Annotated in this window: 8 protein-coding genes and 1 pseudogene; 2 read left to right on the top strand and 7 right to left on the bottom strand. The window is 49.3% G+C overall.

Annotated features, from left to right (window positions below; translation table 11 throughout):
* Positions 1–885 (bottom strand): folate/biopterin family MFS transporter (locus tag IQ219_RS13970; RefSeq protein ID WP_194073008.1); only part of this gene is annotated, 885 nt, incomplete at its 3' end.
* Between the two features lie 379 nt (positions 886–1,264).
* On the opposite strand from IQ219_RS13970, the gene IQ219_RS13965 reads away from it, so the two are divergent.
* The gene (locus IQ219_RS13965) at positions 1,265–1,579 is read left to right on the top strand and encodes a DUF2499 domain-containing protein (RefSeq protein WP_190595809.1); all 315 of its coding nucleotides are present in this window, start codon (positions 1,265–1,267) and stop codon (positions 1,577–1,579) included.
* Positions 1,534–1,899, top strand: coding sequence for a DUF3593 domain-containing protein (locus IQ219_RS13960; protein WP_194020577.1), 366 nt, complete (start codon positions 1,534–1,536; stop codon positions 1,897–1,899). Before IQ219_RS13965 ends, IQ219_RS13960 begins: the two co-directional genes overlap by 46 nt.
* Before the next feature lie 57 nt (positions 1,900–1,956).
* On the opposite strand, the gene IQ219_RS13955 is transcribed toward IQ219_RS13960, so the two are convergent.
* From IQ219_RS13955 to cobS, 6 genes and pseudogenes are all read right to left on the bottom strand, one after another.
* Positions 1,957–3,282, bottom strand: a complete 1,326-nt coding sequence (locus tag IQ219_RS13955; protein WP_194073007.1) for a cell wall metabolism sensor histidine kinase WalK — start codon at positions 3,280–3,282, stop codon at positions 1,957–1,959.
* A gap of 309 nt (positions 3,283–3,591) precedes the next feature.
* Positions 3,592–4,483: pseudogene (locus IQ219_RS13950) on the bottom strand (mechanosensitive ion channel family protein).
* Positions 4,484–4,524: 41 nt separating this feature from the next.
* Entirely contained in the window at positions 4,525–5,424 is a 900-nt protein-coding gene (glyQ, locus tag IQ219_RS13945; RefSeq protein WP_190595814.1) for a glycine--tRNA ligase subunit alpha, read from the bottom strand.
* A 39-nt stretch (positions 5,425–5,463) separates the two neighbouring features.
* Positions 5,464–6,258: a hypothetical protein gene (locus IQ219_RS13940; RefSeq protein WP_190595817.1), complete on the bottom strand. Its 795-nt coding sequence runs from the start codon at positions 6,256–6,258 to the stop codon at positions 5,464–5,466.
* 139 nt (positions 6,259–6,397) lie between these two features.
* Positions 6,398–6,601, bottom strand: a complete 204-nt coding sequence (locus tag IQ219_RS13935) for a hypothetical protein (protein WP_194073009.1) — start codon at positions 6,599–6,601, stop codon at positions 6,398–6,400.
* Between the two features lie 106 nt (positions 6,602–6,707).
* Positions 6,708–7,360, bottom strand: a 653-nt coding sequence (gene cobS / locus IQ219_RS13930; protein WP_194073005.1) for an adenosylcobinamide-GDP ribazoletransferase, incomplete at its 5' end; no start/stop codon positions are given.

Genomic DNA, 7,360 nt, shown 5'->3' with positions numbered 1-7,360 from the left:
CCCTATCAGTCCGGCTACGCTAGTGACCAAACGCACCCGCCCCAAAAATTCTGGCTCAAAGCCCAACTCGTTGGTGGTGAAATAGAAAAAGGCTGACTCGGCGCTGGGGGTTGCTTGCCAAAAGAAAATAAACAGAGTGGGCAACAGAATGGTTTTTTGGCGCACTGCCTGCCAAACCAATTTGATTTGGGCGCGTGGTTCCGGCTTGCTATCTTCTCCATTGGCAGATGCTTCACTAATCAAAAAAGCGGCCCCTATGGTCAGCAAGGGAAAAATGGCAGTGATAGCAAAGACGGTGCGGGTGCTAAACCATTCCAACAAAGCGCCACTGGCATAGGCGGTGATGATGCCCCCCACGGCGGCGGCTCCCCAGGTGAGGGATTGCAAAGATCCCACTTGGGCCAGGGATTCCCGTTGGGCCCGTTCCACCACCAGGGAATCGACAATGACATCGCCGATCGCCACGGATAGAGAAGTAAACAGCAACACTAACCCAGCTTGGGTGCCGCTACCAACCCAGCCCGCAAACAGTAGCCAACCGGCACTGCCCATTAACCCCGATAACCACAGGTACGATCGCCGTCGGTAACCGAACAGGGGCACCGTGTCCGACAGTAAACCGAGCACTGGCTTAATAATCCACGGGGCCGCTCCCAAACCAATCAGGGCTCCCATGGCCGCTGGACTCAGCCCTAGTTCATCCTTGAGGAAAAAGCTCACTGCTAAACGGGAAAGCCCCAACACCCCCTGGACAAAGTAAATACTCAGGATGGCCAGCAACTCCCAACTGGGGGCATTGCCCAAAAGCACTTTTTCCCGCAGGAAACGCTTTAAAGGGGTGGAAAATAAAATGGCGATCGGGGTCATAGGTAAGGCAATAAACAGGGTAACTTACTTAATATTTCGTTACGTATTCCCCATGGTAGGACATTTCTTCCAGCCAAGACCCCAACCCCTGCATCGATTGGAGTCTGGCATTAAAGGCGATCGCCAGCCATGGGCATTACCCAATCAACCAAATATGCCAAAGTAAGCGTCCTTCCTCTTACCGCCCACCGCCTGGACCCTCCACCATTAAGGGAAGGGCTGGGTTTCCTTTAACTCCTAATTCCCCCTGCACTATGCTGGAAACGCTTTGCTCCCATTACCTCAAGGTCTCGCTCAAGTTGCTGTCCCCGGTAGGGGATGGCTGGGCACAGTATTGTTAATTTGTTTTAATTGCCATAATTATTGAGTAAAAACCAGTTATCCAGGATAGCCAATAGTGAATGCTCTCTCAATTCCCACTTGGATGGTTCATGTTTCCAGTGTCATTGAATGGATAGTGGCGATCGCCTTGGTGGGTCGTTATGCCGCAAAGGCCGGTTATGGCCACTGGCGGGCCCTGGCCTGGGGAATGGTGCCAGCATTGGTGAGTGCGATGTGTGCTTGCACCTGGCATTTCTTTGACAATGCTAGTCAGTTAGATTGGTTAGTGACGCTCCAAGCCCTGACCACTGTGATCGGTAATATTACCCTTTGTCTGGCGGCCTGGTGGATTTATCGTCAATCAGCCCAGCCCTCTGCCCCCAAGCCCTGATGGAACTTAGCCAAATTTTTGCCAAGGAAAATCTCTTTGCCCTTTCCCTTTTTCCCTACCTGGGTTTCCTCTGGTTTCTACGGCGATCACCCCAAACCCCCAAGCTAGTGCTGGTGGGATTCTATGTTCTATTAGTGTTTGTTTTGGTAACTATTCCCGCAGGGCTCTATGCTGAAAGCCATTACCAAGCCCAGTTGGCCGACGTGGATTGGCTCCATGGCAGTGCGGAAGTATTTTTGTCCGTTTCTAACCTGTTGGTGGTCTTTGGTTTTCTCCAGGGGCTAGCCCAACAATCAACGGATAAACAGGAAAATAGCTAAGTTTATTTTGGTAGATGGAAAGTAGAAAATTGATGGGAAATTGAACTGCCTAACTACCTATCCAGGGGAAACCGCACTGGGTAGTTGCACCCGAAATTGACTGCCCTGGGGAGAACTGCTGACACTAATTTTGCCCTGGTGATGCTGCACAATGGCCGCCACGATCGCCAGCCCGAGACCAACTCCTTGATTAGGCGAACGGGAAGGATCAGCTCGAAAAAAGCGGTCAAATAAATGGGGAATTTGCTCTGGATCAATGCCAACTCCGTTGTCTGCCACTGTGACCTGTAAGCTAGGTTGCCTGGGTCGTAGGGCCCCATGGTCAGGGGTACAGCGTTCTAGGGTAAGGGCCACTGAAGGTTCCTGTTGTTGCTGGGGCTGGCTATGATCAAAGGCATTGGTAATTAGGTTGGTGAACAAGCGGGCCAATTGGTCCCAATCTCCCTGCACGGTAAAGTCTTCCTCCCGGTTCTCTCCATGGCTTTCAATTCTGAGGGAAAGAAAAATTCCCCGTTGTTCAGCACTGAGCCGTTGCTCTTCAATTACCTCAATTAGGAGCGCATCCAAGGGAATGGTCTGCCAAGTCCGGCCGAGGGTGCCACTGTCGGAACGGGCCAAGAATAGAAGATCATTGACCAGATTACCCAGCCGTTGGGTGAGTCGTTCAATCACCTGGAGTTGTTGCCGTTGTTGTTGGGGGTCCGCTTCGGGATATTCCAAGGCTTGTTGCACATTGGTTTGAATCACTGCAATCGGGTTTCTTAGTTCGTGGGAGGCATCAGCCGTGAACTGCTTCAAGCTCTGGTACGATTCGGCGATCGGCTCCATCGCTAACCCCGATAAAAACCAACCAATAGCCGCCGCACTGCTCACTAAAATAACCAGCCCCACACTCAAATCCCAGATCAACTGTTGGGCCGGCTTAGTAACCTCAAACCAAGGATGACTTACCCGCAGATAGCCCAATACCGTACCCCTCTCCTCAATTCTTTTGGTTACCTGGCGCAACTGGCGATCGCCAGAAAAAGACACCGCCTCTGCCTTAGATTGGCTAGAAAGGGAAAGGGGGGAATTGTTGCCCATGGTGGACCATAGCAAACGACCCTCCGCACTAAACCACTCCAAATCAATGTGGTCATCGTCCACTGAAGCGTCATTATCTCGAAAACTAGCCGACACATTCAGGCCATATTCCGCCTGGTCTAGGCCCTGTACCACCAGGGAACGATTTACCACTTCCACCACATGCTTAAGGGTGTCATCAATCCGTTCCACCAGGGTTTGACGGACATAGAAATAAACCCCACTGGCAAATAGCAACAATAACACCGCCGTTACCAAGGTGTACCAAAGAGCTAAACGTCGACGGGTGGCCTGAAACATAGCATTAATTGCCGTTGGAATAGATTGAAAAACCCCTTGAGCACCGGATTAACGGGGAGAATAACATCAAACCTTCCCATTGTTGGAGCTTTAGAGCAGTTACGGCATTTTAGTGCCACAGCAAAACCCTCATAAAATAAGCGTTACGGCTGTTTTATGGAGATCAAACTGATGCGGGATTCGCTGTAGTGATAAAGAAGGGAGTGTGAACTAGATTTTCTCTGCGGATTACCGCCCCAAGGTTAATCAAAAGGAAAAGCACAGCAATCCCCCTTAATTATTCGGCAATCTGGAAAATCAAGCCAACTTCTAAGCCGTTTTGATATCCAACTCCTTTTTTTCTGGTTGAATTAAATGTACGTCCCGCTGGGGAAAAGGAATGGAAATATCTTCTTCGTCTAGCTTCCGTTTAATTGCTTCAGTTAGCTGCAATTTGAGGCGGAAGTAATCCTCCGATTTTACCCAGGGACGCACGTAGAAATTAACACTGCTATCCCCCAATTCTCCTAGGGCAATAGTAGGGGCAGGTTCTGCACAAACTTCACTATTCTGATCAAGCACCCACTGTAGGGAAGACCGCACATGGTCAATATTTTCTTCGTACCCTACCCCGATTACTAAATCTATGCGGCGCTGGGGCTTACCCACATGGTTAATAATGTTATTTTCAATGATTTGTTTATTGGGAATGGTCACCAAACGATTGTCATAGGTGCAGATAGTTGTCGAAAGAATTTCAATCGATTCCACTACCCCTTCAATGCCAGCGACTTCGATCCTTTCCCCCACCCGAAAATAATTAAACAATACTAGTAGAATGCCAGCCGCTACGTTAGCGAGGGAACCTTGCAAAGCTAGACCGATCGCCAGGGTGGAAGCCCCCAAAAGAGCGACGAGGGAACTGGTTTGAATACCCAACTGGGCTAAACAGAGAACAAAGAAAACCAACAAAAGTATGTAGTAGCTGATATTTCCAGCAAAGGAAATAAATGTTGGTTCCAGACTGGACTTTCTGAGGGCCCTAATGATTAGTTTTTGTAGCCTTCTCGATAACCAAAAACCAATTAATAAGATTGCTAGCGCAAAAATAATTTTCAGAGAAGCAGTGATTATTAAATCAGTAATTGCTTGTTGATCATAATTGAAAATGTTATTTGAAAAAAGAGGCATAACGGAACAAAAGGAACGACAAATTCACCAGCAATGGTGTAGGCAATAGGCTAAGAAATAAGTTAAATCAGCCTAGACAAGGGCAACGGGTTTACCTACTTTTTTACCCAAGGGAAAACCGAGGGCCTCCCGTTGTTGTAAATAAATGTGGGCCACTTCCCTGGCTAAGTTGCGAATGCGACCAATATAGCGGGTGCGCTCAGTCACGGCAATTACTCCCCTGGCGTCCAATAAATTAAACGCATGGGAGCATTTCAGCACGTATTCCAAACTAGGCAAAGCCAAACCCCGTTCGATTAACTGTCCCGCTTCTTGCTCATAAAGGGCAAACAATTGAAACAATAAATCGGGATTAGAAGCTTCAAAGTTGTAGGTACATTGCTCCACTTCCCCCTGCCAGAAAATATCTCCGTAGCTGAGCTTTTCATTCCACTGAATTTGGTCGATCGCCTCTACATTTTGCAGATACATGGCCAGCCGTTCCAAGCCATAGGTAATCTCGATGGAAACAGGGCGGCAATCAATGCCACCACACTGCTGAAAATAAGTAAACTGGGTCACTTCCATGCCGTCGAGCCACACTTCCCAGCCCACGCCCCAGGCCCCCAGGGTGGGGGATTCCCAGTTATCTTCCACAAAACGAATATCGTGATCCTCGGGCTGAATACCCAGGGCCCGCAGGGAATCAAGATACACTTCCTGAATATTGTCCGGGGAAGGTTTGATTAATACCTGATACTGAAAATAGTGCTGCACCCGGTTGGGATTTTCGCCGTAGCGGCCATCAGTGGGACGACGGCAGGGCTCCACATAGGCCACCGACCAAGGTTCCGGCCCGATCGCCCGCAGAAAAGTGTGGGGATTCATGGTGCCAGCGCCCTTTTCCGTGTCAAAGGGTTGGGCAATGAGGCAACCTTGTTGGGCCCAAAATTCGTTTAACTTGGCGATAACAGCTTGGAAAGTAATGGTCATAGAAACCCAACAGCTTGATGCTAAATAAATACTAAATGACTAGACAGTGATGAACAATTTGGACTCTGGATCATAGCTCCAAGCCAGGCCATCAGGGTCCCTAGTTTGACTCCAGTCGGCAAAATTGTCTTCATTTTTGCGGCGGGCCAAGGTGCTGGAAGTGGTGTCTAAGCGCTTGGCTAATTCCGATTGGATCAGGGTCAAGGAGGAATTGCTGGGAATAGTTTCCGCCTGAGTAGATTCCGTTGGGGCCGTGGCTTCAGCTACCTTTTCCTCTTCCTGTTGCTTACGGGCTTCCTTAATTTCCGCCAATTGAGAAAAAGGACTTTGACCCACCGGGGTAGCCATCAATTCTTCCTGGGGGGGCACTAGGGGATGGTCCACCACCGGAGCTGTGGCAGCGGCTAACTTGGGAGAACTGGGGTCAGGTTCCTTCGATTCCGGTTCACTGTCGTCAAAAATGTTGCCCAGGGTACTGGAAGAAATAAAGTAATAAACTTTTGCTTGCCCGACCTGTTTTTCGTAGGGGCCATACTCCGCTACCTTGTCATTAAGATAACGTTGGGCCGCCCGACCTTTGGCAATGCCCGCATCAATCAAATCTGCCTTGGTGATGATGCCCTGATTTTTTTGCACCAGTTGGTTAAAGAGGGGATCGATAGCGACGCATTTCTGTTGCCATTGGTAGTTATCCCAGGCCACCCAGGCGATCGCCAAGGTGAGACCCAACAAAATCCACCGCCAGGTTTTGTAGATAAAAACCATAGCCACGGCCAGGGGCAGAATTAGTACTAACAGTCCTTTGGGATCACTTTCGGCAACTTTTCCAGTCATGGCAACTCAGCAATTGAACCAGATTTTAGATGAATCGAATCGAAAACAGAGTTAAATGTTAAGCAAAAACGGACAAATCTGCGGCAATGATCACAACAGTTTGCGGCTCAAATTTTACCCCAGCATCACCAACATTGACCTAACGGCTAGTCAATTCCCAGCCGTACAGTAGGGCCACAAAGACCGTGAGGGCGGCCATGCAGAGGAAGATTCCCCCCGGTAAAAAGGTAATAATGCCCCAGCCCCTCAACAAATATAACGCTAGGGTCAATCCTACCAAACCTAATAAGGGTTTTCCAAATAAAGAAGAGGACGATCGCCGTTTTTTACGTTTTTCTGCCAATGTCTGCTCCTGCAAAATTTAGGACAATTATCGGTGATTCACGTTAATACTGGTCATAATCCCATGGCATGGCAAAATTAACGGCCATCGATAATGACTCAATCCGTTAAATCAAGGACAAACTTAGCAAAATTAATACTTCACTCCATTCCACCACAGCGCCGTAGGTGTCTCCGGTGTGACCCCCCAATTGTTGGGCAAACCAACGACCTACCCCCCAGGCGATCACTGCCGCTCCTCCAGTACCCACCCCCATCAACCAAGGGGTAATTCCAAAAATAATTCCCAGGGCCGTTCCTCCCCCAACCATGATGGTCGTGCCTAGCAGTAAATCGGGCCCCAATTTTAAATTTCGTTTATGCATTGCGCCTTTGCCATCAGCCTTCAAATAGGGATAAAGGGCGATCGCCAACAGTTGGCCCCAACGCCCCCAACCCAAGGCGATCACTAGGGCCCAGCTTGCCAAGCCCTTGGAATTAAGGCTAGCCAAGGCCATGGTTTTTAGTAATAGCACCACGGCGATCGCCATCACGCCATAGGCCCCCGTTTGACTGTCCTGCATCACCGCTAAACGTTTATTGGGATTAGTCACCGCTAAACCATCGGCAGCGTCCGCCACCCCATCTAAATGCAGTCCCCCCGTTAAAGCTAACCAAAGGCTAACCACCATGGCCGATTGCAATAATTTATCCATGCCTAACCATTGCAGCCCCTGACCCACCGCCAGCAAAATTAGGGACAACAGAAGCCCTATGAGGG

It is taken from the genome of Synechocystis sp. LEGE 06083 (assembly GCF_015207725.1).
GTDB classification, from domain to species: Bacteria; Cyanobacteriota; Cyanobacteriia; order Cyanobacteriales; family Microcystaceae; genus Synechocystis; species Synechocystis salina.
Note: the sequence above shows the minus strand (reverse complement) of the source record. Positions and strands in the feature narration are given on the sequence as shown.

Bases quoted from the DNA above. Each gene is read 5' to 3' on its own strand.
- IQ219_RS13955 (WP_194073007.1), bottom strand. From the start codon at position 3,282: ATGTTTCAGGCCACCCGTCGACGTTTAGCTCTTTGGTACACCTTGGTA.
- glyQ (WP_190595814.1), bottom strand. From the start codon at position 5,424: ATGACCATTACTTTCCAAGCTGTTATCGCCAAGTTAAACGAATTTTGG.
- IQ219_RS13940 (WP_190595817.1), bottom strand. From the start codon at position 6,258: ATGACTGGAAAAGTTGCCGAAAGTGATCCCAAAGGACTGTTAGTACTA.